Raw genomic sequence first — 23,854 nt, 5'->3', positions numbered from 1 at the left:
GCGGATAGTCCACCATGATTCGTCGCCAATCGCACGCCTAATTGTTGCTGCACGCCGTGTCGAACCGGTGAACAGCAGGGCGACTCCGCCCGTTTGACTGCGCCGGCATGCCGATGCACCACAATGGGGGGTGATGGATCAGGTACAACAGTCCTTCTACGATGCCGTCGGCGGTGCCGAGACCTTCAAAACGATCGTGGCGCGCTTTTACGCCCAGGTCCCCGAGGACGAAATCCTGCGCGAGCTGTATCCGCTGGACGACCTGCAGGGCGCCGAAGAGCGGCTGCGCATGTTCCTCGAGCAGTACTGGGGCGGTCCGCGCACCTACTCCGACCAGCGCGGGCACCCGCGGCTGCGGATGCGTCACGTGCCGTTTCGGATCACCCCGATCGAGCGCGATGCGTGGTTGCGCTGCATGCACACCGCCGTGGCGTCGATCGACGCACAGACGCTCGACGACGAGCATCGCCGAGAGCTGCTGAACTATCTGGAAATGGCTGCACACTCACTCGTCAATTCGCCTTTGTAGATACCTCGCAACCGAACGGAGCAATATGAGCCCCGCAGCATGGTGGTCAAACGCGGTCTTTTACCAGGTCTATCCACGGTCCTTCGCCGACAGCAACGGCGACGGCGTCGGCGACATCGACGGCATCGTTGCCCATCTCGATCACCTGGTGCGGCTCGGCATCGACGCGATCTGGCTCAGTCCGGTCACCGTCTCGCCGATGGCCGACCACGGCTACGACGTCGCCGATCCGCGTGACATCGACCCGCTGTTCGGCGGGATGCCCGCGATCGAACGACTGATCACCGCGGCCCACCAGCGCAACATCAAGATCACCATGGACGTGGTGCCCAACCACACCAGCTCCCAGCACGCGTGGTTCCAGGCCGCGCTGGCCGCCGGCCCCGGCACCGACGCCCGGGAGCGTTACTACTTCCGCGACGGCCAGGGGCCCGACGGGGCGCTGCCGCCGAACAACTGGACGTCGGTCTTCGGCGGGTCGGCCTGGGAGCGAGTGGTCGAGCCCGACGGCAATCCCGGCCAGTACTACTTGCACCTGTTCGACACCCACCAGCCGGACCTGAACTGGGACAACCCTGAGGTCTTCGACGACTTCGAGGCGTCGCTACGGTTCTGGCTGGAGCGTGGGGTGGACGGCTTCCGCATCGACGTAGCGCACGGGATGGCCAAGCCGGCCGGCCTGCCCGACGCGAAGGAAGCCGTCAAGGTCTTGTCGCACAGCGATGATGACCCGCGGTTCAACAACGCGGCCGTGCACGACATCCATCGCAAGATCCGCAAGATCGTCGACGAGTACGACGGTGCGGTGACCATCGGCGAAGTATGGGTGCTCGACAACATGCTCTGGGCCGAGTACCTGCGGCCCGACGAACTGCATCTCGGCTTCAACTTCCGGCTGACCAAGGTCGCCTTCGACGCGCACCAAGTTCACGACGCCGTCGAGAACTCGCTGAAGGCCACCGCCATCTATGACTCCGTTCCGACCTGGACGCTGTCCAACCACGACATTGACCGTGAGGTCACCCGCTACGGCGGTGGCGAAATCGGGCTGCGCCGGGCGCGGGCGATGGCGATGGTGATGCTCGCCCTGCCCGGCACGGTGTTCATCTACAACGGCGAGGAACTCGGACTGCCCGACGTGCTGGACCTACCCGAAGAGGTGCTGCAGGATCCGACCTGGGAACGGTCCGGGCACACCGAGCGGGGTCGCGACAAGGTCCGGGTTCCGCTGCCGTGGTCGGGCGACACTCCCCCGTTCGGGTTCTCCAGCTCGCCCGACACCTGGTTGCCGATGCCGGCCGACTGGGCGTCGCTGACGGTCGAGAAGCAGGACGCCGATCCCGACTCGACGTTGGCGTTCTTCCGCACGGTGCTCAAATTGCGCAGGGAGCGCGCCGAATTCGACGGCCTCGAGCTGGAGTGGCTGACCGCAACCGACGATGCGCTGGCATTCCGGCGGCCCGGGGGCCTGGTGTGCGCGCTGAACACCGGACAGCGTCCGATGCCGCTGCCCGCCGGCGAACTCATTTTCGCCAGTGCGCCGTTGGTCGACGGTCAGTTGCCGACCGACGCGGCGGCCTGGTTGGTCTAGCGTCCCACCGGGGACCGATTCGCGCCGCGGCCCGCGCTGGCCTATATGTGTTACATGGCAGCGTACGCGTGGGCAGTGATCGGGGCCGGTCCTGCCGGAATTGCGGCGGTGGGAAGGCTTTTAGATCAGGGCATCGCGGCGGAGAAGATCGCCTGGATCGATCCCGCTTTTGCGGCAGGCGATCTCGGCCAGAAGTGGCGGGCGGTGTCGAGTAATACGATCGCCGAAACCTTCCTGCACTTCCTGAATGGCTCTGCGGCATTTAGGTTCTCGGAGGCACCGCCGCTCGCGCTGCAGGATGTCGAGCCGGGCGAGACGTGCGCCCTCGACCTGGTGGCCGATCCGTTGGTGTGGATAACTGCGCACCTGCGGGAGCGGGTACACGTCTTTCAGACAACGGCGACCGCGCTTTTTCTGGCCAATAGGCAATGGAGAATTGAAACCGAACAACAACAAATCGTCTCGGAAAATGTGATCCTCGCCGTCGGCGCGGTGCCCAAAAAGCTTGCTTATCCTGGCCTCGAGGAGATTGCCGTGGAGGTCGCGCTGGATCCCGGCCGGCTGGCCGGGCAGTCGCTCGACGGCGCGACGGTGGCCGTCTTCGGCTCGTCGCACTCGTCGATGATCGTGCTGCCGAATCTGCTAGGCCACCCCGTCAAAAGGGTGATCAACTTCTACCAGAGCCCGCTGAAATATGCTGTGTACTTCGATGATTGGATCCTGTTCGACGACACCGGCCTGAAAGGCCGGGCGGCCGCGTGGGCACGGGAGAACATCGATGGCGGCTATCCGGAACGGCTGGACAGGTGCTGGGTTTCGGGCCCGGAATTCGACGACAAACTCGCGCAGTGCGATCGCGTGGTCTATACCGTCGGTTTCGAGCGCAGAAAGTTGCCCGAGACGCCGCAGTGGGGCCCGCTGGATTACAACAGGCGAAACGGAATCCTTGCCCCGGGGCTCTTCGGGCTGGGCATCGCGTTTCCGGAATATGCCGAAGATCCCTACGGATTCGGGCAATACCGGGTGGGGCTCAAGAAGTTTATGGTTTACCTGGATGCCGTCTTGCCGTTGTGGTTGTCATACCCGACCTGAGCCAACGCTCAGCGCAGCACTATCGCCGCCGCACCGCGCCGGCGGTACACCGATCCGAAGCGGGCGTCCAGACGCAACCAGGCCGGAAGGGTGCGAACCCGGATGATTTCGCTCGCGTCGATTGAATCCCTTGACTGCGGCAGGAAACCCATTGCGGTCAAAGCGAACACACAACGCATCGGTAGCCCGACGCTGGTGTCGGCCGAGCTGACCCGGATCACCTCCTGGTCGAGCAGCGAGGCCGGCGGGCCGTGCGAGCTGCTGTGCTCCTTGGCCAGCCGCGCGCCTTCTTGCGCCAGATCCAGCATCACCTGGGCCGGCACGTCGTCGAGGTGGGTGAAGCCGGACTCCGGCGGAAGTGCACTGCGCCACGACGAGTCCATCGCGAAACCCGGGTCGACGTAGCCGGTGTCGTCCATTGCCGATAGCCCGCGGGCCAACCCGTCCGCGGCGACCGTCATGTCGTCGGGGCTCACCCGGCCCAGCACTACCCGGCTGGCGAGCACGTCGAAACCCGTTGCCGTCCAAGCTGTTAGCAAACCGGATGAGCGAGCCCGCAGCCGAACGACCGCGGCATCGTCGAGGTGCAGCGCACGATCGACGAACGCAGCCAGGTCGGCGCGATGGGCCGCCATCGAGGCCGGACCCAGCCACAATCCGCGATCAGCTAACGCAGCCACCGTTGCAAGTACCCCCGATGCTGTGGCCCCAGGCGCACCAGCCGCTGCTCCTGGATGTGAACTGCGGCCAGCTGCGACTCGGCGATGACGGCCGGTTTGGACTGCGGATCGGCGCCGACCGAACGCACCTCGTAACCGAGCGTGAAGTCGACAGTCCGCAGCTGCTTGGTCCAAATGGTCACCTGCAAAGGCGAATCAACCAACTTCAGCTGTGCCTTGTAGGTGACCCGTACGTCGGCGATCAGCAGCCCAATCTCCAAGATGTCGACCTCGAAAGCCGGTTTGAGGAACGGAACCCGCGCCTCTTCCAGCAACGTGACCATCGTGGCGTGGTTGACGTGCTGATACATGTCGATGTCCGACCAGCGCACCGGCACCTGGGCGACGAATCCGACGGTCACCCCGAAGTCCCCCGTCCGCTGGTGCGGGTCATGCGGCGGATCTGTCGCGCGGCCACCGACAGCGTCGCGAGATCCTTGGCGCCGCTCGCATAGATTTCGGTGAGTGTTCGCCTTGCCCGCTCCACTCGGGACGCGCTGATGTGCTCCCACTCCGCGATCTTCTCTTCCCCACTTTCGTCCGGCTCTCCCACCGCCAGCACGTCGAGACATAGCGACCGCAGCGACGCGTAGATGTCGTCGCGGATTGCCAAGCGCGCCAAGGAATGCCAGCGGTCGTACCGGGGCAGCGCGGATATCGCGGTCAGCAGGCCGTCGGTGCCCAGCCGGTCCATCAGCGCGAAATACGTGTCCGCGACGTCGGCGGTTTCGGTCTCGGTGATGTCGGCGATGTCGATGATGTCGAGCAGGCTGAAGCGGTACAGACCGGCCGCCACCAGGTAGGCCAGCTCTTTCGGCGCACCCTGGGCGGCGAACGCTGCGGCTTCCTGTTCGACGATGGCCTTGTCGTCACCGCGCAGCCACTCCGACATCCGGGGGGTCAGCGTTTTGACCTTGGCGGCGAAGCGGTTGATCTCGGCGCCGACGGCCAGCGGCTGCGGACGGTAGTTGAGCAGCCAGCGTCCGGCGCGGTCGATCAGACGTCGGGTATCCAGGGTCATCTGGTCCGACAGCGCGACCGGGATATCGGCCGCGCGGATACCGCGCCAGATCTCGTCGATCCCGAAGATGGCGTCGGTGGCGACCCAGGTGCGTATCGCGTCGGTGTGCCCGACGCCGACGTCCTGGGTGAGCCGGTAGGCGTAGCTGATGCCGGCGGCATCCACCATGTCGTTGATCAGCATCGTCGTAACGATTTCGCGGCGCAGCTGATGAGTGCGGATCTCCGGGGTGAACCGCTCCCGCAATGGCGTTGGGAAATAACGGGGTAACCTCGACGCGAAGACGTCCTGCTCCGGCAGTTCGGTGGTCAGCATTTCCGCTTTCAGGAGCAGCTTGACGTGGGCCATCAGCGTGCAGAGCTCGGGTGAGGTCAGCCCGAGGCCGGCTTCGGTGCGCCGCGCGATTTCCTTCTCGGACGGCAGCGCTTCCAGTTCACGGTCGACGCCGTTTTCTTCGAGGAACTTGATCTGCAATGCGTGCACCGGCAGCAGGCTGGGCGCGTTCGCGCGGCTGGTGCCCATCAGGTCGTTCTGGTCCTCGTTGTCGGCGAGCACCAGCTTCGCGACCTCGTCGGTCATCGATTCCAGCAGCGCGCTGCGCTCGTCGGCGTTGACCTTGCCGGCGGTGACCAGCGAGTCGATCAGGATCTTGATGTTGACCTCGTGGTCGGAGCAGTCCACGCCGGCAGAGTTGTCCATCGCGTCGGTGTTGACCCGCCCACCCGCGAGGTCGAATTCGACGCGGCCCAGGGCCGTGACACCGAGGTTGCCTCCCTCACCGATCACCTTGGCGCGCAACTGGTTTCCGTTGACGCGCACCGGGTCGTTGGCCCGGTCGCCGACGTCGGCGTCGGACTCGGATTCGGCTTTGACGTAGGTGCCGATGCCACCGTTGAACAGTAGGTCCACCGGCGCGAGCAGGATTGCCTTCATCAGGTTGGGCGGGGCCATCTCGGTGACCTCGTCGTCGATGCCGAGGGCCAGACGCACCTGCGGGCTGATCGGGATCGACTTCTGCTCGCGGCTGTACACCCCGCCGCCCTCGCTGATCAGCGACTTGTCGTAGTCCTCCCAGCTGGACCGCGGCAGGTCGAACATCCGCTGACGCTCCGGCCACGTCCTCGCCGCGTCGGGGTCGGGGTCCAAGAAGATGTGCCGGTGATCGAACGCGGCGACCAGCCTGATGTGCTTGCTCAGCAGCATGCCGTTGCCGAACACGTCGCCGCTCATGTCGCCGACGCCCACCACCGTGAAGTCCTCGGTCTGGGTGTCGACGCCCATCTCGCGGAAGTGTCGTTTGACGGCTTCCCAGGCGCCCTTGGCAGTGATTCCCATGGCCTTGTGGTCGTAGCCGACCGATCCGCCGGAGGCGAAGGCATCGCCCAGCCAGAACCCGTAGGAGTGGGCGACGTCGTTGGCGATGTCGGAGAAGGTCGCGGTGCCCTTGTCCGCGGCGACCACCAGGTAAGCGTCGTCACCGTCGCGGCGCGTCACTTGCGGTGGGGGGCTTACCTTTCCGGTTGAGTGGTCGACATTGTCGGTGACATCCAGCAACCCGGAGATGAAGAGCTGATAGCAGGCGACGCCCTCGGCGCGGGTCGCGTCGCGGTCGGCTGCGGCGTCGCCGGTGGGCAGCGGGGGGCGCTTGAGGACGAAACCGCCCTTGGCCCCGACCGGAACGATGACCGCGTTCTTCACCGCCTGCGCCTTGACCAGACCCAGGATCTCGGTGCGGAAGTCGTCGCGCCGGTCCGACCAGCGCAGCCCGCCGCGGGCCACCGGGCCGAACCGCAGGTGCACGCCCTCGACGCGCGGTGAGTAGATGAAGATCTCGTATTTGGGCCGCGGCAGCGGGAGCTCGTCGACCAGCTGGGCGTCCAGCTTGATCGCCAGCACGTTGCGGACCCTGGCCGAACCCTCCTGCGTCACAAAGTAATTCGTACGCAGCGTGGCCTGCACCAGTGACGCGAAGGCACGCAGGATGCGGTCGGTGTCCAGGCTGACCAACGCGTCGATGTCCGCGGCGACGGCGGCGGCGGCCGCTTGCGCATCGCGGCTCGTCGCCGATCCGCTGGGGTCGAACAACGCCTCAAACAGCCGCACCAGCGATCGCGCGGTCGAGGGATGCTCGTTGAGCACCGATTCGATGTAAGACTGGCTGTAGGGAAAGTTGGCTTGCCGCAAGTACTTTGCGTAGGCACGCAACAGCACGACCTGCTGCCAGCTCAGCCCGGCGCGCATCACCAGCTCGTTGAACCGGTCGACTTCGACCCGGCCGTGCCAAATCGCGGTGACGGCCTCGGCGAATCGTTCCGCCGTCGCGTCGCGGTCTGCTTGCGTCCGCGCCACTTGGATGGTCTGGTGCGGCGAGATCCGGAACTGATAGATCCACACCGGCAATCCGTCCGGTCGGATGACCGTGAACGGGCGTTCCTCGAGCACGACGACGCCCATGCTCTGCAGCATCGGCAGCAGCTGGCTCAGCGAGGCGCTGTGCCCGCCCAGGAACCAGGTCAGCTGCGCGGTTTCCTCGCCGCGATCGGTGAACACCAGCTTGACCGAATCGTCGGTCAGCTCGTTGATGATGTTGATATGGCCGATCGCATCGGCGGGGGTCACCGCCGACTTGTATGTCTCGGAGAAAGCATCGGCGTAGTGTTCGGCGTCGGCGTGCGTGATCGTTCCCGTGGGTGCGGCGGCGACGAGCCGGTCGGACCAGGTGCGCGCGGCCTCGCTGACCAGCGCCTGGATTCGCATCCGGTTCTTTTCGGAGACGTCGACCGGGCCCGCATCTTCGGGCAGTCGCACCATGAAATGCATTAGCGCCCAAGGCGATTCACTGACTCGCGCGGTGAATTCCAGTCGCGTCCCGCCGAATTCGCGGACCAGGATGTCCTCGATCTGCAACCGCACGGCGGTCGTGTAGCGATCGCGGGGCACATAGACCAGGCAGGAGACGAAGTAGCGCAGTCGGTCGTCCCGCACGAACAACAACGCTCTGCGCTGGGAGCCCAGATCCACCACGGCTTTGGCCATCGTGAAAAGCCGTTCGCCGCTGAGGGTGAACAACTCCGAACGCGGGACGGTCTGGATCACGTCGAGGATCAACTGAGCCGGGTGCACGGGGTCGCTGTCGGCCATCGCCAGCGCCTCGCGGACCCGGCGCGAGATCGACGGGATCTCCAGCACGTCGGCGTTCATCGCCGCGACGGTGAACAACCCGACGAAGCGGTGCTCGATCACGCCGCCGTCGGCGTACTCGCGCACCCCGATGGCATAGGGATAGGCGCCGTAGCGCAGGTAGCTGCCGACGGTGGCCTGCGCCAGCACCAGCAGTTTGTCGTCGTCGGTCAGTCGCGGGCGAGAACCCCTCCGGCTGCGCAGCACGCCGAGCTCGCTGGTCCCGTCGCCGGAGACCAAACCGTCGTGCACCCGGCATCGCTGGTAGCCCAGCAGCAGGAAGTTCCCCTCACCCAGCCAGCGCAGCAGCGCCGCGACATCCTCACGGTCGGGGGCCGTGAAACGCCCGCCGGGGTTGTTTTCGACGTCTGCGGCCAGGTTGCTCAGGGCGGCGATGATCGCTGCGGCGTCGGTGGCCACCTGTTGGACGTCGCTGAGGACCTTGGGCAGCACCCTCTCGACCTCGGCGAGCGCCTTGGTATCGACGGACGGCACGAACTGGATGTGGATCCACGCCTCGCCGACGTATTGCGGGGTGCCGGGCGCCTTGGGTTCGATGCTGACCAAGTCCCCCGCCAGGTTGCGCTGCACGTCGAACACCGGGGTCATCAGGGCGGAGTAGGAGACACCGAGCCGGTGCAGCAGCACCGTGACGGAGTCCATCAGCATGCCGCCGTGGTCGGTGACGACCTGCAGCGCGGGCCCGAAGCCCGCGGGATCGTCGGGCGGGTAGACCGCGACGCAGCTCTCGCCGGGCGGCCGGTGCCGGCCCAGCCGGTAGTGCGCGCTCAGCAACTTCGGCGTGAGGATGGTGGCCGGGATGGTCAGGTCGATGACGCCGGTTTCGAGGGTTCCGGGTTCTTTGTCGTGGGGGCCGCGATAGGTCTCGATGTAGGCCTTGGAGATCCAGTCGGGAACGTCCGACATCGTGGAGAACGCGGTCCACGGGGTAGTTTCCTGCTTCGGTCCCGAACCGATCGTCATGCCGTTAGCTCCCTACTCAGGACGGATGGCATTACGCTCAGTCACCCCACATCTCGGCGACCGACCCGGGCGCGTCGTTGCGGGGCTGCTGGCAAAGGTGACACTAGTCCCGAGTCAGCTTGCGGTGTGTCACCCGGTGCGGCCTGGCGGCGTCGGCTCCGAGCCGTTCTACTTTGTTTTCCTCGTATGCACCGAAGTTGCCTTCGAACCAGAACCACTTGGCCTCGTTGTCCTCGTCGCCCTCCCAAGCCAGGATGTGCGTGCAGGTGCGGTCGAGGAACCAGCGGTCGTGCGAAATCACCACCGCGCAGCCGGGGAATTGTTCGAGGGCATTCTCCAGCGAACCCAACGTTTCGACGTCGAGGTCGTTGGTCGGCTCGTCGAGCAGGATCAGGTTTCCGCCCTGCTTCAGCGTCAGCGCGAGGTTGAGCCGGTTGCGCTCACCACCGGACAGCACACCCGCCGGCTTCTGCTGATCGGGGCCCTTGAATCCGAACGCCGACACGTACGCCCGCGACGGTACTTCGGTCTGGCCGACGACAATGTGGTCCAGCCCGTCGGAGACGACTTGCCAGACGGTCTTCTTCGGATCGATGCCGGCCCGGCTCTGGTCGACGTAGCTGAGCTTGACGGTCTCGCCGACCTTGACCGTGCCGCTGTCCGGCTCCTCGAGACCGACGATCGTTTTGAACAGCGTGGTCTTACCGACACCGTTGGGCCCGATGACGCCGACGATGCCGTTGCGGGGCAAGGTGAATGACAGATCCTTGATCAGGGTGCGTCCGTCGTAGCCCTTGTCCAGGTGGTCGACCTCGACCACCACATTGCCCAGCCGCGGCCCGACCGGGATCTGGATCTCCTCGAAATCGAGCTTGCGCGTCTTTTCCGCCTCGGCGGCCATTTCTTCGTAGCGCTGCAGGCGGGCCTTGCTCTTGGCCTGGCGCGCCTTCGCCCCGGAGCGCACCCACGCCAGTTCCTCTTGCAGCCGCTTCTGCAGTTTGACGTCCTTGCGCCCTTGCACCGAAAGCCGCTCGGCCTTCTTCTCCAGGTACGTCGAGTAGTTGCCCTCGTACGGATAGGCGCGGCCGCGGTCGAGTTCCAGGATCCATTCGGCGACGTTGTCCAGGAAGTAGCGGTCGTGGGTGACGGCCAGGATCGCACCAGGGTAGGCGGCGAGATGCGCTTCGAGCCACTGCACGCTCTCGGCGTCCAGGTGGTTGGTCGGCTCGTCGAGCAGCAGCAGGTCGGGCTTGGACAGCAGCAGTTTGCACAGCGCCACCCGGCGGCGCTCACCACCGGAGAGGTTGGTCACCGGCTCGTCGGGCGGCGGGCAGCGCAGCGCGTCCATCGCCTGCTCCAGCTGCGAGTCGAGGTCCCACGCGTCGGCATGGTCCAGGTCCTCTTGCAGCCGGCCCATCTCCTCCATCAGCTCGTCGGAGTAGTCGGTGGCCATCAGCTCGGCGACCTCGTTGAAGCGGTCGAGCTTGACCTTGATTTCGCCCAAGCCCTCTTCCACGTTGCCGCGAACGGTCTTCTCCTCGTTCAACGGCGGCTCCTGTTGCAGGATGCCGACCGTGGCATCGTTGGCCAGGAACGCGTCGCCGTTGTTCGGCTTGTCCAGTCCGGCCATGATCCGCAAGACGCTCGACTTACCGGCGCCGTTAGGCCCGACGACACCGATCTTGGCGCCCGGGAAGAAGCTCAGCGTGACGTCGTCCAGGATGACCTTGTCGCCGTGCGCCTTGCGGACCTTTTTCATCGTGTAGATGAACTCAGCCATGCCGCGGTTTTGCCTTTCTGGTGTTCGAGAATGATCTCGCGGACCATCCTAGGCATCACCGGACGGTGCCGACCCGACGCCGTCGGCTATGCCGACAGAGACAGCGGTTCAGACTCCTCGGCGCGGTCGTCGGAATCGACGGCCTCATCCCCGGTTGCCGACTCTGCAGAGTGGGCAGGCGCGGGTTCCGCGTCGGGACCGGCGTAGCCGGGCTTTTCGATGCGCACGATCGCGCGCGAGCAATCCGGGCCGACCGATGTCGCGCGCATCTCGAGCGACGAACGGCGATTACCGTCGCGGTCCTCGTACTCGCTGGTGTACACGTGGCCCACCACGATCACCGGCGCGCCCTTGCCCAGCGCGGCCCCGACCCCGGTGACCAGCTTTCCCCAGCAATTGACGGTGATGAACAGCGAGTTTCCCGGCTCCCAACTCCCCTCACCGGTGCGCCGACGGGAATTGCTGGCCACCCGGAACTTGATGAGTTCCTGGCCGCCGACGTTGCGGCGCTGCAGATCGTTGACGATGTGACCGACGACGGTCAGCTGGGTTTCGAACATGGCTGGATTTCCTTTCGCAGGTGTCTTAGGTGTTGCTCGTGCTTGCCGCTCATTGAGCGCGCAGACACCGACGAGTCACCGGCGATCCGTCAGGTTCTCCCGCCGCTCCGGGCCACACCTGTGCAGAAGGTCGCGACTGGGGATAAGGGTGCGAGGCGCCGCACGGGGGCGCGGATGCGCCGAGATTTGTCACACCTGGCTGCGATGGTGACGTTATGTCTGCGACCACTTCGCCTTCTGCGGCAGTGAGCCCTGCTGAGCGCGTGGAGGTGTTGTTCGAGGAGTTAGCGGAGTTGGCGGGTCAGCGCAACGCGATCGATGGGCGCATCGTGGAGATCGTCGCCGAGCTCGCCCGCTACTCGCCCACCACGGGCCGAAAATCGCCGTGACGTTACGCTCGCGGTTCGCGCGGCGACGCCGGCTTGGGCCCCCGGGCCAGTTCGGCCAACATGGCGTTGTAGGCGCTCAGATCGGCGTCGTCGTTGCGGTCAGCGGCTCGGTCCAGACGCCGCGCGGTGCGCGCGTCGCTGCGGGCCCACTGCACCAGCAACGCGAGCATCACGATCACGAGCGGCACTTCGCCTGCCGCCCAAGCGATTCCGCCGCCCAAGCGCTGATCCCCCAGCAGATCGGTATGCCAACTCAAGCCCAGCGATCGGTAATAGGCCTCCCCCAGCACGGTCGGGGTGCCCATCAGCTCCACGCCGAAGAACGCATGCATGGGCAGCGACGCGAACACCACGCCCACCTTGGCCAGCGGCGGGATCGGCCGCGGCGTCGGGTCCACGCCGATCACCACCCAATAGAAGAGGTAGCCGCTGACCAGGAAATGCAAGTTCATCGCCAGGTGCCCGGCATGGCTGCCCACCGCGTCGTTGAAGATGCTGCCGAAGTACAGGCCGTAGAAGCCCGCGATGAACAACACAGTGGCCACGATCGGATTGGTCAGGACGCGGGAGAGCCGGCTGTGCAGCGCGGCCAACAGCCATTCGCGCATGGCCGGCGGATCGTCGCGGCCGGCGGCGGGTAGTGCCCGCAGCGCGAGGCTGACCGGCGCTCCGAGCACCAGCAGGATCGGCACCAGCATCGACAGCCCCATGTGCGCGGCCATGTGCATGCTGAACATGGCCGGCATGTAGCGGCCGACCCCGGACGACGTCACGAACAACAGGGTCAGACAGCCCAGCAGCCAGGCCAGGATCCGGCCGGAGGGCCAGTGGTCGCCGCGGCGGCGCAGCCGCAGCACACCGGCGATATACAGCGCGGCCAAAACGATTGCCGCCGTGCCGAAGATGAGATCGAAACGCCAGTCCAGCAGGATGCGCGCCACCGTCGGCGGGCCGTCGAAGTCGTAACCGATTTCGGCCTCGGGGATGGACGGCAGCCGGATCGGCGGTGGCGGCGGCGGGGTGCGGCCCAACCCGACGGCGATGCCGAACGTCACGCCGAACAGGACCGCCTCGACGAGCGCGAGCCGGATCAGCGCGCTGCGCGAAGTGGGATCACGTTGCAGCGCAACGACTCCGGTGCGGCGCTGGCGCCAGCCCAGCACGCCCAGTGCACACAGCGCCACGAACTTGGCCAGCACCAGCCGCCCGTAGGTGGTGGTCAGCAGGTCCGCCGGCAACACCCGCACCAGGGCGTTGATCACACCGCTGAGTGCCATCGCGACCCAGCACCACAACGCGATCGCCGAGAACCGCCGCGCCGCAAGGGCGAGGTGGTCGCCGCCGCGCAGCGCGTGCGCCAGCAGGGCCAGCAGCCCACCGGCCCACAGGCTGGCGCCGACGAGGTGGATCAGCAGGCTGTTGGTGGCCAGGTCATGTGAGCCGCCGGCCGACGAGTGGCCGGTCAGCCCCAGCGGGATCAACGTGATCAACGAACCGGCCAGCAGCAGCGGCGTCCACGACCAGCGCAGCACCGCCAGGCTGGCCAGTGTGACGCCGGCGGCCAGGAACGCCGTCCAGCGCCACGAGGAGGCGGTGTTGACCAGGCTCGCCAACGACCAGAGCCGCACCGGATCGAGCATCTCGGCCAACCGGTGACCGGATACATCGGAAATCGTCAGCGGGATCAGCAGTGCGGCACACACCGCCCACACGCCGGACGCGACCGTCCCGAGCCGCAGCGCCCGGTAGCCGCCGGCGTCGAGCACGCCGGAGGTTTGCGGCGGCACCAGAAACGCCGCGAAGAGAAACGACCCCACGGCCAGCACCGCGGCGATCTCGCCCGCCGCCCGGACAAACGGCAGGCCCAGGGTGGTCGCCGGGCCCGGATCGGGCAGTCCGGTGGCCGTCAGCGCATCGGCCAGCGACAACGCCCCGATGCCGGCGGCCGTGCAGCCGGCCAGCACCGCGACGCCGGTAAGCAGCGGCCACACCAGCTCTCTGGCCTTGGCTGTGGACTGGCCAACCGTCATACATCCAGGGTATGGGCGGGCACCGGCAAAGCCCGCGCTACCCGGCCGGGCGCGCGGTGCGCTCCTCGCGTGCCTGGAATTCGCGGGCCACGAATTGGTTGCGGGCGATGTGCTCGACGTAGCCGAAGTCCCGCACGATCGCCCGCAATTCGCGCCGGAAGGCGATCCGGCGTTCGGCCAGGTCCGGGGCGGCCCCGATCAGATCCTGATCGGCGACGACCTGGCGCGCGGTGGCAAACAGCAGTGTGGACACCGACTCGCTGCTGCGCACCCGGGTCTGCGCGACGTACTGCTGGCCGACCCCGAGCGCGGACTCGGTGAGTTCTTTTTGCCCGACGTCGGCGGGCGCATCGCGCAAGACGTCGGCGACGATCTCGTAGGCCTCGAAGAACACCCGCAGCATCGCGTCGGACATCAACGGCCGCTTGGCGAACAGCAGCGCATCGATCGCGGCGCCGCCGGCTGCGACGTGGCCCTCCCAGTCGTCATGCCATGCCATCTCTTCGGCGATGTTGTCGCGGAAGGCCGTCGAATCGGCGAAGTAGAAGTCGAATTTGAGCAGATCGCGCAGCCGCATCGCCTGAGACCAGAAGGCTTCCATGCGGTCGCCTTCGGTGTGCCGGGCATGCGCCAGGGCGAGTTCGACGATCGAGGTCTCCAGGAAGGCGTGGATGACCGAGTTCCGGTAGAACGCCGCGGCGTGCTCCTTCTCGGGCGCGATCAGCCACACCGGTTCGCGGCCACTGTCGACGCGGGTGATCGGGTGCCCGTTGGACAATGCGTCGACCGCCGCACGCACACCGTCGCGGGTGCGCAGCCGCAACGCACTGTTCGACACCGGGGTGTTCTTGCGGTCCAAGTAATCCAACGAGTCCTGCAAGGTGTGGTGGAGTTGGTCTAGCGTCAGCGCCGCACCGCGGGTGGTGAGCAGCAATGCGCACACCAAACCCGTCGCCGTCACCGGCGTCGCGCGCAGGATCCGCCACGCAACTTCGAACGACATCTTCTGCAGCGCAAGACGTTTGGCGTCGTCGTCTTGGGCCAGCGGGCCATGCGGCGGGCCGAGGTACTGGCGCATCGAGACCGCCTCGGGGAAGCGGACGTAGATCTTGCCGTAGTTGCGCTCGCCCTGCGCCTTGATGAAGTTGTACAGCCACAGCACGCCCTCGGGCGTCTTCTCCCCGCCACGGGCGTAGGCCGCGTATTCGGCGGTCTCGTGCAGCTGGTCGAAGCCGATCGAAACCGGTTGCAGCAGAATATCTTCGCTGCGGCCGTCCAGATACGCGTTGGCCACATAGGACATCAGGCCGAGCTTGGGAGGCAGCATCTTGCCGGTGCGCGACCGAGTGCCCTCGATGGACCAGCTGAGGTTGAACCGCTTCTCGACGATGTAGCCGACGTATTCGCGCAGAACGTATTTGTAGAGCGGATTGTCGGCGATGTCACGGCGGATGAAGATGACGCCGGAGCGGCGCAACAGCGGGCCCATCAATCCGAACGACAGGTTGATACCGGCGAACACGTGCACCGGCGGCAACCGGTTCTCCTGCATCGCGACCGGCACCACCGCACCGTCGATGTAGGACCGGTGCGAGAACAGCAGCACCGCCGGATGGAGTTCCAGCCCGGTGCGCATCGCGGCGATCTGAAACGCGTCGTAGTCGATCTCGGGTTCGAATCCGCGGCAAATCGCCCTGGCCAGAACGGAAACCAGGTCGACCGACACCCGGCTCCATCCGGTGGCCAACTCGTCGAGCATCTTGCCGGCTTCCTCGACAGTGGCACCCGGAATCTTCTTCAGTCCCGCCCGAAACCGGGTGGACGCCAAGATCTCCGGCTTCACCAGCCGCGGAGACTTGTACTGCGGTCCGAGGATTCGGTATTCGGCCCGCTCCAACGCTAAAATGGCTCGGCGCGTGACGAATTGGGCGAAATCTCGTTCATCTTCGCCGACGGTGGTATCGCGCCACTGCTGCCGGAGTTCGGACACCGTGGCCGCTTCGCCCGTCACCACCCGGGCACGGTGGCGATCCTTGTGCAGGATCTGGCGCTGCCGACGCTGGTTGGGGTGATAGGGATCCCAGCCGGGAAGCAACCCGGCCAGCTTCGCGGCCCTACCGCGATCGGGAGCCGGGAGCCAAAACACCCGCACCGGAACGACCGAACGGTCTTCGACGGACTTCAGCTGGTCGACAAGCAGATTCAGCGCTGTCGGCGGCGCGCCGCCGGGCGGCAGCTTGAGCACGTCGAACTTCACATCCGGATTCCGGGCTCGCTGCCGACCCAGCCATTCCATCACCAGCTGCGTTTCGATACCGGACTCCATGGACGCCAACACCAGCGAATCTTGCGCGGTCAGGACTGCGCTGGTGTCTGCGGCCGGTAGGGTCACGTGCGCCCTTTGGGCCGAGACGTAGACTCGGCGCCACCGGCCTGGTCCGCACCGGGCTGCGCCGTCTCACCGTCTTTGAGCGCGACCTCCGATTCATTCGGATTCGGCTGCGCTGGTTGTGAATTGGCTGCGGGCTTGGCCGACTTGGCCGCAGACTTTCGGGGTGCGGCCTTCTTGGCAGGCGCTTTCTTCGCCGGTGCCTTGGTTGCTTTCGTCGCGGTGGCCTTGGCAGCCGGCTTGGCCGGCGCCTTTTTTGTCGCCTTCTTCTCGGCGTATAAATCGGCGTCGGGCAGTTCGTCTTCGGGCCAGTTGGCCAAGGTGTCCAGATAAAGCTGACGCACCTCGGTGATGTGGTCGGGCAGCGTCTCGACTGTCCAGTCCGTCACGGAGATCGGCGGGAACACCGCGACGTCGACCGTGCCCGGATTGATCGTGGTGGAGTTGCGGGCGGCAACGATCTCCGCGTTGCGAATCACGATGGGCACGATCGGAATTCCCGCTGCCATCGCGATGCGGAACGGCCCCTTCTTGAACGGCCCTACCTCGGTGGTGTCGATCCGGGTACCTTCCGGCGCGATCAGGATCGACAGGCCCTTCTTGGCGCGCTCCTCGACCTCGGCCATCGTCTCCATCGCGGCGATCGGGTCATCGCGGTCGATGAACACACCATCGGTGAGCTTGCCGAGGGTGCCCACCAACGGGTCCTTCTGCAACTCTTTTTTGGCGATAGCGACCCAGTTGTCGCGCACCAACGCGCCGGCGATGACGGGGTCAACCTGGTTGCGGTGGTTGAAGATAAACACCGCGGGCCGCTGTGCGGTCAGATTTTCTTTGCCGATGACGTTCAGGCTGACACCGCTGGCACCCAACAACGTCTGGGGGAACATCGAGGTGAAGAAATTCACCCCACGCCGCCGGCTCAGCGTCAGCAGCCCGACACCGAGTGCGCCGGCCGCGACCGGGAGCATCGAGCTGATGCCGGCCAGCGTGCGCACTTGCGGCCGGATGCCCACGGTGCCCCGGCTGTTGAATTCCAGGACCGGCCAGCCCCGCCGCTTGGCGACGGCGGCCATCTTGCCCTCGGGGTTGGTTGGCCGTGGATTGCCGACCAGGTACATCAACGCGACGTCCTCGTCGCCGTCGGCGTAGAAGTAACTGTCCTTCAGGTCGATGCCGTTCTCGGCCGCAAACCGTTGTACCGCATCGGCTTTGCCCGGTCCCCACAAAATCGGCTCGACGACCTCGCCGGTCAGCATCCCGTCGTCGTTGACCGCGAACTTGTTGGTGAGTGTGTTGGCGATCCCGAGGAACCGGGCTACCGGATTGACCTGGATGGTCAGCGCCGACGAGCTGAGCACCACGGTGTGGCCGCGAGCGACGTGGGCGCGCACCAGTTCACGCATCTCCGGATAAATCCGCGACTCGATCCGTTGGGCGAAGAGTCGCTCGCCGATCTCCTCCAGGTCGCTCAACATCCGGCCACGCAGCGCCTCGGATGCCTTACTGATCAGATCTTCGAACTCGAGACGGCCGAGCCGGTGGTTCAGGCCGGCCTGAACCATGCTGAGCAGCTCCCCCACACCCATGTCGCGCCGGCGCAAGCGTTCCTGGGTGAGGATGACCGCGGTGAACCCGGCGACCAGCGTTCCGTCCATGTCGAAGAACGCACCGATTTTGGGGCCGGGGGCGCTGGCGCGGATTTCGGCGACCGAGCCGGGCAGTCGTAAATCCTTTGGGGGCGTTGGTATCCCGCGATCTTTGGCGGCGCTCATGAGCCCGACACCGATTGGGCCACCGCATCGGGTTGCGCAGAAAACGATGCCGGCACCGCGTGCGGCGCCGGGTCACCGGCCAGCGCGAGAATCTCGTCGAAGCCCTCCAACAGGCACTGAGCGAACAAGGCTTCCTTTCGTACCGATGCTCTGTCGTAGCGCACCGTGATGGTGCACCACCCCCCACGCGAAATTAGCACCACCATCATCGCCACACCGGGAAGCGGGCCGATACCGTACTGCCGCAATACCTTTGCACCGGCGATGTAGGTGTCACCCGGATAAACGGGGACGTTGCTGGCTTGCACGTCGGCGCCCACCACCGAGCCGGTGATCCCCTCCAGCACCGCCGTCGGGAGCACGCTGAGCACCGGCGCCATCGAGCCGATGATGTTCATCGCCGGTTCGTCTCGCCGCTGCGTCATCTGGGCGCGGATCTTGCGCATCCGGGCGACCGGGTCTCCAGCACCCACCGGCGCCGACAGATTGACGCCGGTGAATCGATTGCCACCGGCCGTGTCAGCGTCGGCCCGCAGGCTGACCGGCACCGCCATCGGCAGCGAGCCGATCGGTACACCCAGTGCTTGGTGGTAGCGCTGCAAGGCCCCGCACAGTCCGGCCAGATAGGCGTCGTTGATCGATCCCCCGCCGGCTTTCGCGGCCCTGTGCAGATCCGCGAGCGGGATGTCGATCGCTTCGGAACGGGTGGCCAGACTGCGCCGGCGCAGCAGCGGCGAGGGCTCGGCGGCCCGATTGACCACCCGGATGCCGGAGATGGCGTAGTTCACGATCCCCGACACCGTCGATACCGGTTCCATTAGCACCCGCCCGGCCGCCGACACCGCTCCGGAGACCGCGCCCACGACACCGCCGACCACAGCGAACGGCAAGTGGTTGAAGCCCTCTCGCATCAGGTCGTTGGGCGACAGATCCTGCGGGACCGGCAGCGGCGGCGTCGGCCGGGCCGGTGGATCACGCTCGAGGTCATAGATCTCGGCGAACATCTCGACACCGCCGACACCGTCGGTGACGGCGTGACTGACGTGCAGCAACGTTGCGGCCTTGCCGTCGGGCAGACCCTCGACCAGGGTGGCGGTCCACAGCGGCCGCGAGATGTCCAGCGGTGACTGCAGGATCAGCTCGGCGAGATCGAATACTTCGCGCAACGTGCCGGGTTCGGACACCCGTACCCGCCGGACGTGGAAGTCCAGGTTGAAGTCGGGGTCCACCACCCAGCGCGGATTGGCCGTCGGCAACGTCGGCACGACGACTTTCTGCCGCAGCCGCAACACCTTTCGCGACGCGTTCTCGAATCGGGTGCGGAACCGCTCCCAGTCCGGCGTGGTGTCGAGGAGTTCGAGCGCCATGATGCCCGACCGGGTCCGCGGGTTCGCTTCGCCCCGATGCAGCAGATAGTCGACCGGCCCGAGCTCGTCGGACAATCCGAGGCCCTCGGGCTCAGCCATGATCGCCGGATCGACGCGCCAACCTTGTCACCGCCGTCAAGCCTCCTGCCTCAGCTCCGCCAACCGGATAGCTCCACCAACGCTAGTCGCGTTGACCCGCTGGTGAAAGGCACGATTCAGTAGCTGCGGCGCCGCAGCGAACCGGCGGATGAAACGTTGTGGCAGGCAGTTGATCCGCGCGACTCAGCTGGCCGACGTCGCCGGCAGCGGCCACGAATCGAGCAGTGCAGTGGCCCGGCGCCCGTAGACGATGCCCAGGAAGTCCGCGACGGCCTTGGCGGCCAGCCGCGAGCGGGCCGTGGACAAGATGTCGAATGCGTGGTGGGCGTTGGCGAGTTCGGCGTACGCGACGAGCGGGGCTCCGGCGTCGCGCATCGCAGCGCAGAAGGTGCGGGCCTGCGTGCAGGGAACCAGCTCGTCCCTCTCGCCGTGCAGCACGAAGAACGGGGGCGCTTCGTCGTGCACATAGTTGATCGGCGACGCCGCGGCGAATCGCTCAGGCGTCTCGGCGTATCGAGCGCGCATGACGAACTGCTCGAGGAACGGCAGCATCAGTTCGTGCATGACCTCGGCGTTGGTGAAGTCGTAGACGCCGTAGTAGGGCACCGCCGCCTGGACCGTGGTGTCGGCGTGCTCGAACCCGGGCTGAAACCGTGGGTCGTTGGGAGTCAGCGCGGCCAACGAGGCCAGGTGGCCGCCGGCTGAACCGCCGGTGATCGCGATGAAGCTGGGGTCGCCGCCGTAGTCGGCGATGTTCTCGCGGACCCAGGCGATCGCCCGCTTCACGTCGATCAGGTGCGCCGGAAACGTCGAACGCGGGCTCTTGCTGTAGTCGATCGACACGCAGATCCAGCCGAGTTCGACCATCCGGCTCATCAGCGTGTAGGCCTGGCCGCGTTTGCCGTTCACGGCCCACGCCCCGCCGGGAACCTGGATCAGCACCGGCGCGCGACGGCCCGGCGCCAGGTCGTGACGGCGCCAGATGTCCAGCAGGTTGTCACGACCGCCCGGGCCATACGAAATGTCCGATGTCTGAGCCGCATAGCGCGCGTGGGGTCCCGGCCGGTGCAACAGCCCGCCGCGCGGCGCGCACTCGGATTCTTCGCAGGCCGGATGGCTGACCAGGTCGGGGTAGTCCGACCCGAAGGACGCTTCGAGGGCAGCGGTCAGCGTCTGCTCGGCACGCTGCCCGGCCCAGGAGGCGCCGACCCGTCCGATGGAGGGGGCCGAGATCCGGGACAACGCGTGCCCGGTCACCACATGTGGGGGAAACTCCGTGGTCAACCAGCCGGCGAACCAGCCCAGCGCAAACGGCGATCCACGCAGCAGCAGACCTGCGGCCTTTGAGGCACCTCTGGCATCAGCTACCAGGCGAAACGCTTGGGAACCCGCCCTCGCGTACCGCGCAGTCATACTCATGGCCACGCCCATTGCAATGGTCTCCTCGACCTTGTGCACACGCCTCGTTGCGGTTAACAGCTGCTTACCAGCTGATGTTGTACGTGTGTCGAGGTTCAATACACTAACTGATTTCATTAGCGGTGCAAGGCTTTTCGCGCGTGTCGCGTCGGCGAGTCGGGGGGTTGTCGTTTGTTGGATAGACTGACCTGCGCATTGCCTCCGTAGCTCAGGTGGATAGAGCAAGGGCCTTCTAATCCCTAGGTCGCACGTTCGAGTCGTGCCGGGGGCGCTCACATCGACACTTTTTGCCCCGATTCGCACCCGTCCGAAGGGCACCTGGCAACGAATCGCTTGGGTGCGCCCGTTCGGGCGGCGCACCTGTATTGCGACCGCTACCCCCAACGTCTGCCAGTTCACGCTGGTCAAGACGTCGACAAGGACTCAGTCGATGACTCCCAATGCTTTTGCCCACGAGGTCGAACTCCTCGGCGACATCTACGTACTACATGAGGTCGGCTCCAAACGGATTCACCTCATCGGCTCCCCTGAAGAAATTGAGCAGGCCCTCAGTCTCCCGCCGACCCGGGGCGCGGTACGCAGCAGACTTCTCGAGGTGTTCGAAACTGCTGACCAGCTGAGGGAAGCCGCAACCGATCTGGAAAATCAAGCACCCCTACCGGACGGACCGGCAATCGCGAACCTGCTCCGCAGAGTCGCGCAGAGCCTGGTCGAGTGACGCCCGGTCGTTTGCTGCCGGCCGACGGGTGCTCGGCCGGGGTCGTTGAGAATCGCATAAGCACCCATTAAGTCTGGCCTTTCCGCCCGCCGTGCGCCGATGGTCGGTGATGCGCCGGCACGCATGGTGACGCGGACGTGAAGTCGGCGGGGTCCGCCGAGCAGTGCGGTCCTGAAAGATCCAGCGGCCGAGTTGGTTTCACGTAGCTACACGATGGTTACCGACGAATTTAATCGTTAATCGTGCCGTTACTTGGGGTTTGTATGAGCCGCTTTAAATCGCATCATTCCCGAGTACGCTCCTGCTGACAAATCAGCGCGCTTTACCCCTCAAAGCGAAATGACATGCCGGATTTTGCTCTTTTGCCGCCGGAGATCAACTCCGGCCTGATGTATGCCGGGCCGGGCGCCGGGCCGATGCTGGCCGCAGCGGCGGGCTGGGACGTGGTGGCCGGGCAATTGGAGTCCACCGCCGGCGGCTGGTCTTCGGCGGTCTCGGGTCTAACCCTGACCTGGTTTGGCCCGTCGTCGATGCGGATGGCCGCGGCAGCCGCCCCTTACGTGGCTTGGCTATACGCCACAGCCGCCCAGGCCGCGCAGACCTCTGCGCAGGCGTATGCGGCGGTGGCTTCCTATGAAGCCGCGTACGCGATGACGGTGCCCCCGCCGGTGATCGCGGCCAACCGTACGCTGCTGATGGCGCTGATCGCGACCAACTTCTTCGGGCAGAACACCCCGGCGATCGCGGCCTGCGAGGCCCAGTACCTGGAGATGTGGGCCCAGGACGCCGCCGCGATGTACGGCTACGCCGCCGGCTCCGAGGCCGCCAGCGCTTTGACCGCATTCGACGAGCCGCCACAGACCACTAAGTCCGACGGTCCGCTAGACCAGGCCCGCGCGCAGGCGCAAGACGCCGGCAAGACCGCCACCAACCGCACCCAATCCCTGATGCGGTCGATGCAGCCGACCAGAGAAAAACCCACCACCACCATCGACCCTGGCTCGGCCTACGCCGGCGGTGAAAACGGCGCCACGGTCGGCGTCAACGGCGGCACCCTCACCGTCGGCCCGGGCTCCACCGGCTACCTTCCCCCGGGCTCGATCATCACTGTCGGCCCTAACACCACCGGCACCGTCAGCTACGGGGACTTACCCCCCTTCTTCGTCAGCGTCCCCGAGGGCACCTACGCTCTGCCCGAGAATTTCGGCAGCGTGAACTTCAGCGTCGCGACCGGCTCCGTCACCGTCGGCCCGGGCTCCACGGTGACAGTCGGACCCGGGGGCACCCTCACCGGCGGCGTTCAAGGCGCCACCGTCAGCGTTTTCGAAGGCACCATCACCCCGGTCGCGCCGGTCACGCCGGCAACGACGGCGACGCCGGCAGCGGCGGCCCCGGCGGCGACAACAACATCAACGGCCCCGGCGACGACGGCGTCCTCGTCGACGGCGGGCACATCTACGTCCGGATCGACGTCAGGAACGACGTCGGGGACGACTTCCGGGACCACGTCGGCGCCCGCGGAGCAGGTTCCGGGGGTTCAGCCGCAGTCGACTCCGGGGGTCCAGGCACAGCCGGCTTCGGTGGCGCAGGCGGTACCCGGGCTGGCCGCGCCGCAAGCCGCGCCGGGGATAACTGCGCCGCTGGCGCCTCTCGGGGGCGCCGGAGGCGGCGTGGTGCCGGCGGTGCCGGCGGCCCCCGTGGGGGATCCGATGCAGTTCGTGACGGACGTGCACCAGCCCGCGGGGGCCGCGCCGGACTTGGCGCTCGGGGACCACGTCGGCTCGCAGCCGTTCGTGCATACGGACCGGGTTGTACTGACTTCGGGTGCGACGCTATTGGGTGCCGGTGGTGGCGGCGGCCTCACCGCATTCGTCAACACGAAACCCACATTTTATCGCGGCGAAACTGTTGTAACAAAATTACAGCATGAAGCATTAGTGCGCGATGCGTCACTTCGATTCGCGAAAAGCTTGGATATAGTCCAGGTCGGGATTGGTTCGTTGTCGGCTTTAGAACTATCTGCGGGACTTGACAAATTAGTGTCGTCCAATGAGGCTGCCAGAAGTCTCTTCGGGCAGGTGCAAGCCGGCGCGACCGCGTCCACCGCCCATCAGGCGCTCGAGCTCCTCACCGGCACAGGGCAATCGACTGCTGCCACGCTTGACCAGATCACCGCGGCCGCGTTCCGCGCGGCACCTCAAATGGCCGACCT

The 23,854-nt window shown here is 66.1% G+C and carries 14 protein-coding genes, 1 tRNA gene and 2 pseudogenes; 7 read left to right on the top strand and 10 right to left on the bottom strand.

Annotated features, from left to right (window positions below):
* The first annotated feature begins 133 nt into the window (after nt 1-133).
* The 3 genes from SKC41_RS16610 (at nt 134) to SKC41_RS16600 (ending at nt 3,212) form a co-directional block, all read left to right on the top strand.
* A complete protein-coding gene (locus tag SKC41_RS16610) occupies nt 134-529 on the top strand; it encodes a globin (RefSeq protein WP_330978568.1) in 396 nt (131 codons plus the stop codon).
* A 25-nt stretch (nt 530-554) separates the two neighbouring features.
* The gene (locus SKC41_RS16605) at nt 555-2,120 is read left to right on the top strand and encodes a glycoside hydrolase family 13 protein (RefSeq protein ID WP_330978567.1); all 1,566 of its coding nucleotides are present in this window, start codon (nt 555-557) and stop codon (nt 2,118-2,120) included.
* Between the two features lie 75 nt (nt 2,121-2,195).
* The gene (locus tag SKC41_RS16600) at nt 2,196-3,212 is read left to right on the top strand and encodes a pyridine nucleotide-disulfide oxidoreductase (protein ID WP_330978928.1); all 1,017 of its coding nucleotides are present in this window, start codon (nt 2,196-2,198) and stop codon (nt 3,210-3,212) included.
* 8 nt (nt 3,213-3,220) lie between these two features.
* On the opposite strand, the gene SKC41_RS16595 is transcribed toward SKC41_RS16600, so the two are convergent.
* The 5 genes from SKC41_RS16595 to SKC41_RS16575 all read right to left on the bottom strand — a co-directional run bounded on the left by SKC41_RS16595 (nt 3,221) and on the right by SKC41_RS16575 (nt 11,456).
* On the bottom strand, nt 3,221-3,847 hold the full coding sequence (locus SKC41_RS16595; RefSeq protein ID WP_330978927.1) for a hypothetical protein: 627 nt from the start codon (nt 3,845-3,847) through the stop codon (nt 3,221-3,223).
* Nucleotides 3,848-3,879: 32 nt separating this feature from the next.
* Entirely contained in the window at nt 3,880-4,293 is a 414-nt protein-coding gene (locus tag SKC41_RS16590; protein WP_330978566.1) for an acyl-CoA thioesterase, read from the bottom strand.
* Nucleotides 4,290-9,116 carry an NAD-glutamate dehydrogenase gene (locus tag SKC41_RS16585; protein WP_330978565.1) on the bottom strand — a complete coding sequence of 1,609 codons (4,827 nt, stop codon included), beginning with the start codon at nt 9,114-9,116 and terminating at the stop codon, nt 4,290-4,292. The genes SKC41_RS16590 and SKC41_RS16585 overlap by 4 nt, the downstream gene beginning before the upstream one ends.
* A 103-nt stretch (nt 9,117-9,219) precedes the next feature.
* On the bottom strand, nt 9,220-10,896 hold the full coding sequence (gene ettA, locus SKC41_RS16580; protein ID WP_330978564.1) for an energy-dependent translational throttle protein EttA: 1,677 nt from the start codon (nt 10,894-10,896) through the stop codon (nt 9,220-9,222).
* A gap of 86 nt (nt 10,897-10,982) precedes the next feature.
* Nucleotides 10,983-11,456, bottom strand: coding sequence for a single-stranded DNA-binding protein (locus tag SKC41_RS16575; protein ID WP_330978563.1), 474 nt, complete (start codon nt 11,454-11,456; stop codon nt 10,983-10,985).
* Nucleotides 11,457-11,671: 215 nt separating this feature from the next.
* On the opposite strand from SKC41_RS16575, the pseudogene SKC41_RS16570 reads away from it, so the two are divergent.
* Nucleotides 11,672-11,812, top strand: a pseudogene (locus SKC41_RS16570) (hypothetical protein); the annotation flags it as partial.
* 35 nt (nt 11,813-11,847) lie between these two features.
* Here the strand turns inward: SKC41_RS16570 and SKC41_RS16565 are convergent.
* The 5 genes from SKC41_RS16565 to SKC41_RS16545 all read right to left on the bottom strand — a co-directional run bounded on the left by SKC41_RS16565 (nt 11,848) and on the right by SKC41_RS16545 (nt 20,936).
* Nucleotides 11,848-13,875 carry a cytochrome c oxidase assembly protein gene (locus tag SKC41_RS16565; protein WP_330978562.1) on the bottom strand — a complete coding sequence of 676 codons (2,028 nt, stop codon included), beginning with the start codon at nt 13,873-13,875 and terminating at the stop codon, nt 11,848-11,850.
* Nucleotides 13,876-13,912: 37 nt separating this feature from the next.
* Entirely contained in the window at nt 13,913-16,267 is a 2,355-nt protein-coding gene (locus tag SKC41_RS16560; protein WP_330978561.1) for a glycerol-3-phosphate 1-O-acyltransferase, read from the bottom strand.
* On the bottom strand, nt 16,264-18,039 hold the full coding sequence (locus SKC41_RS16555; RefSeq protein ID WP_330978560.1) for an HAD-IB family hydrolase/lysophospholipid acyltransferase family protein: 1,776 nt from the start codon (nt 18,037-18,039) through the stop codon (nt 16,264-16,266). The genes SKC41_RS16560 and SKC41_RS16555 overlap by 4 nt, the downstream gene beginning before the upstream one ends.
* Nucleotides 18,036-19,505: a wax ester/triacylglycerol synthase family O-acyltransferase gene (locus SKC41_RS16550; protein ID WP_330978559.1), complete on the bottom strand. Its 1,470-nt coding sequence runs from the start codon at nt 19,503-19,505 to the stop codon at nt 18,036-18,038. The genes SKC41_RS16555 and SKC41_RS16550 overlap by 4 nt, the downstream gene beginning before the upstream one ends.
* Before the next feature lie 183 nt (nt 19,506-19,688).
* Nucleotides 19,689-20,936: an alpha/beta hydrolase gene (locus SKC41_RS16545; protein ID WP_330978926.1), complete on the bottom strand. Its 1,248-nt coding sequence runs from the start codon at nt 20,934-20,936 to the stop codon at nt 19,689-19,691.
* Nucleotides 20,937-21,121: 185 nt separating this feature from the next.
* Here SKC41_RS16545 and SKC41_RS16540 point away from each other — a divergent pair.
* The 3 genes and pseudogenes from SKC41_RS16540 to SKC41_RS16530 form a co-directional block, all read left to right on the top strand.
* A tRNA-Arg gene (locus SKC41_RS16540) sits at nt 21,122-21,195 on the top strand.
* A 159-nt stretch (nt 21,196-21,354) separates the two neighbouring features.
* Nucleotides 21,355-21,642 (top strand): hypothetical protein, encoded by a 288-nt coding sequence (locus SKC41_RS16535; RefSeq protein ID WP_330978558.1) that lies wholly within the window; start codon nt 21,355-21,357, stop codon nt 21,640-21,642.
* 344 nt (nt 21,643-21,986) lie between these two features.
* Nucleotides 21,987-22,586: pseudogene (locus SKC41_RS16530) on the top strand (PPE family protein); the annotation flags it as partial.
* Nucleotides 22,587-23,854 lie beyond the last annotated feature (1,268 nt).

The organism is Mycobacterium sp. 050128, from assembly GCF_036409155.1.
Taxonomy (GTDB): Bacteria; Actinomycetota; Actinomycetes; order Mycobacteriales; family Mycobacteriaceae; genus Mycobacterium.
Note: the sequence above shows the minus strand (reverse complement) of the source record. Positions and strands in the feature narration are given on the sequence as shown.

What these genes read in the sequence shown, in the direction of transcription:
- SKC41_RS16565 (WP_330978562.1), bottom strand. Translation starts at nt 13,875, where the DNA reads ATGACGGTTGGCCAGTCCACAGCCAAGGCCAGAGAGCTGGTGTGGCCG.
- SKC41_RS16535 (WP_330978558.1), top strand. Translation starts at nt 21,355, where the DNA reads ATGACTCCCAATGCTTTTGCCCACGAGGTCGAACTCCTCGGCGACATC.
- SKC41_RS16595 (WP_330978927.1), bottom strand. Translation starts at nt 3,847, where the DNA reads ATGGCGGCCCATCGCGCCGACCTGGCTGCGTTCGTCGATCGTGCGCTG.
- ettA (WP_330978564.1), bottom strand. Translation starts at nt 10,896, where the DNA reads ATGGCTGAGTTCATCTACACGATGAAAAAGGTCCGCAAGGCGCACGGC.
- SKC41_RS16575 (WP_330978563.1), bottom strand. Translation starts at nt 11,456, where the DNA reads ATGTTCGAAACCCAGCTGACCGTCGTCGGTCACATCGTCAACGATCTG.
- SKC41_RS16550 (WP_330978559.1), bottom strand. Translation starts at nt 19,505, where the DNA reads ATGGCTGAGCCCGAGGGCCTCGGATTGTCCGACGAGCTCGGGCCGGTC.
- SKC41_RS16555 (WP_330978560.1), bottom strand. Translation starts at nt 18,039, where the DNA reads ATGAGCGCCGCCAAAGATCGCGGGATACCAACGCCCCCAAAGGATTTA.
- SKC41_RS16610 (WP_330978568.1), top strand. Translation starts at nt 134, where the DNA reads ATGGATCAGGTACAACAGTCCTTCTACGATGCCGTCGGCGGTGCCGAG.
- SKC41_RS16585 (WP_330978565.1), bottom strand. Translation starts at nt 9,116, where the DNA reads ATGACGATCGGTTCGGGACCGAAGCAGGAAACTACCCCGTGGACCGCG.
- SKC41_RS16605 (WP_330978567.1), top strand. Translation starts at nt 555, where the DNA reads ATGAGCCCCGCAGCATGGTGGTCAAACGCGGTCTTTTACCAGGTCTAT.
- SKC41_RS16545 (WP_330978926.1), bottom strand. Translation starts at nt 20,936, where the DNA reads ATGGGCGTGGCCATGAGTATGACTGCGCGGTACGCGAGGGCGGGTTCC.